At 46.0% G+C, this 1,939-nt stretch carries 3 protein-coding genes; all 3 read left to right on the forward strand.

Annotated elements, in window-relative coordinates; translation table 11 throughout:
- Positions 1–86 precede the first annotated feature (86 nt).
- The gene (locus tag E1163_RS18295; RefSeq protein WP_155173908.1) at positions 87–353 is read left to right on the forward strand and encodes an acyl carrier protein; all 267 of its coding nucleotides are present in this window, start codon (positions 87–89) and stop codon (positions 351–353) included.
- A 74-nt stretch (positions 354–427) separates the two neighbouring features.
- Entirely contained in the window at positions 428–1,702 is a 1,275-nt protein-coding gene (locus tag E1163_RS18300) for a beta-ketoacyl synthase N-terminal-like domain-containing protein (RefSeq protein WP_155173909.1), read from the forward strand.
- Positions 1,703–1,722: 20 nt separating this feature from the next.
- Positions 1,723–1,845 (forward strand): hypothetical protein, encoded by a 123-nt coding sequence (locus E1163_RS31415; RefSeq protein ID WP_281353141.1) that lies wholly within the window; start codon positions 1,723–1,725, stop codon positions 1,843–1,845.
- The last annotated feature ends 94 nt before the right edge of the window (positions 1,846–1,939 follow it).

Consider the following 1,939-nt stretch of genomic DNA (forward strand, 5'->3'; position numbering starts at 1 on the left):
AAAACAGGCTGAGCTTTTTCGATTTTAGGTAAACCTGAAGTGATTTAAAATAACATAAAAGTAAAACCAATTAAAAATAGAAGATCATGTCAAAAGAACACGTATTTGAAGTAGTGAAAAAGATAGTAATGGAAGTACTTCCTGATGTAGGGCCAGAGCAGGTTACCCTGGATATCAGTCTAAAAGACCTGGGTGCCAACTCAATTGACAGAATGGAAGTGGTGACCATGTCGATGGAAGAGCTGGGCTTGAAAATACCCTTGATGAGCTTTGCACATGTAAGCAATATTGAAGGGCTGGTGGATGTGTTAAATATGAATTACGCTACTGTTAGTGAAAGTGATACCCTGTAACTTATCCGCAATTACACCAGGCTGAAACCGGCCTGACCTGTTTACTTTTCTTACTATGTAATGCGCGATAAATAATGCTAAAGACCAATAAAGTAGGAATTACCGGGATGGGGATAGTATCATCCATTGGAAGTGACCTTTCCTCATTTTGTGATTCCTTAAAGAACGGCAAGTCCGGCATCAGACAAACGACAAATGCCAGAGAACCTAAGGTGTCCGTTGATATTGCGGCTGAAATACAGAATTTCGCCTTTTCAAAATCCCTGGGCCGTTTTACAAATATACCGGATGAAAAACAGCAGCATGCCCGGAAACTGGGGCAAAGGGCTCCATTTGTTATTCAAACCTCCATCATATCCGCTCTGGAGGCATGGCAAAACGCCGGGCTGTTTGATAAAGAAGCTTTACCGGAGCGAACAGGATTAATTGTAGCCGGACAAAACAGCACCCAGAATTATCAATACGACCTGATTCCGAAATTCAGGGAAAATCCCGAATACCTGTCGCCCAGGTATGCACTTGAGTTTTTGGAAACCAATCAGGTTGGCGTACTGAGCGAACTGTTTGGCATACAGGGTGAAGGGTTTGTAGTAGGAGGGGCCTCGGCCACCGGAAATGTGGGTGTCATTAAAGGATACCGGCAAGTGCTTTCCGGCTTTGCAGATGTATGCATGGTGGTGGGCACTTTAGCCGATCTTTCACCTATGGATATCCAGGGCTTTATCAATATAGGGGCCATGGGAGGGAAAAAATATGGTGATCAACCTGCGAAAGCCTGCCGCCCTTTTGATACGCAGCATGAGGGCTTCATTTACGGGCAGGCCAGTGCATGTGTGATCTTTGAATCAGAAACCAGTGCAGCCAAAAGAGGAGTGCCATTCCTGGCTGAGGTTAGGGGTGGTGCCATGAATCTTGACAGTAACAGTTCGGCCAATCCCAATGTGACTGGAGAAGCAAAAGCCATGCAGTCAGCACTCGACCAGGCCGGGTTGTCTGCCGCCGATGTAGATTACATCAATACCCATGGCAGCTCATCGTCCCTTGGAGATATAACGGAAGCGGAAGCCATCAGCCAGGTGCTTGGAAAACGAGAGGCCTGGCTCAATGCAACCAAAGGCCTTACGGGCCACTGTCTGTATTCGGCCGGTATGGTGGAGGTGATTGCCACCGTTTTGCAGATGCAGGAAGGCTTTCTTCACCCCAACCTCAACCTGGAAGACCCGGTGCGTAAAGACCTTAAATTTTGTGGTGCCGAGGCTACAGACCATCAGATCAATGTAGCCATAAGCAACTCCTTTGGTTTTGGAGGTATCAATACCTCTGTCGTTTTGGAACGGGCTAAAAACTGAACCTGAAAATTAAATTAACTATGAAGAAAATATACTTATTTACTGGGCAGGACTTGATCTCTGACAACGAACTGGAGACCCGAACCGGGGCAAATAGACTTTTCAGGCACCGCCCTACAATCTACACGAAAGACTACAACTAGTATTTGGATTTAAGAGAAGTGCAACCCGTGTAATAGCACTGAAGGAGCGGGCAGATTGTCCGTTCCTCAGTGCATTACCAGGTTATTCAGCAAA

The sequence above is a fragment of the Fulvivirga kasyanovii genome (genome assembly GCF_009711405.1).
In the GTDB taxonomy this organism is placed as follows: domain Bacteria; phylum Bacteroidota; class Bacteroidia; order Cytophagales; family Cyclobacteriaceae; genus Fulvivirga; species Fulvivirga kasyanovii.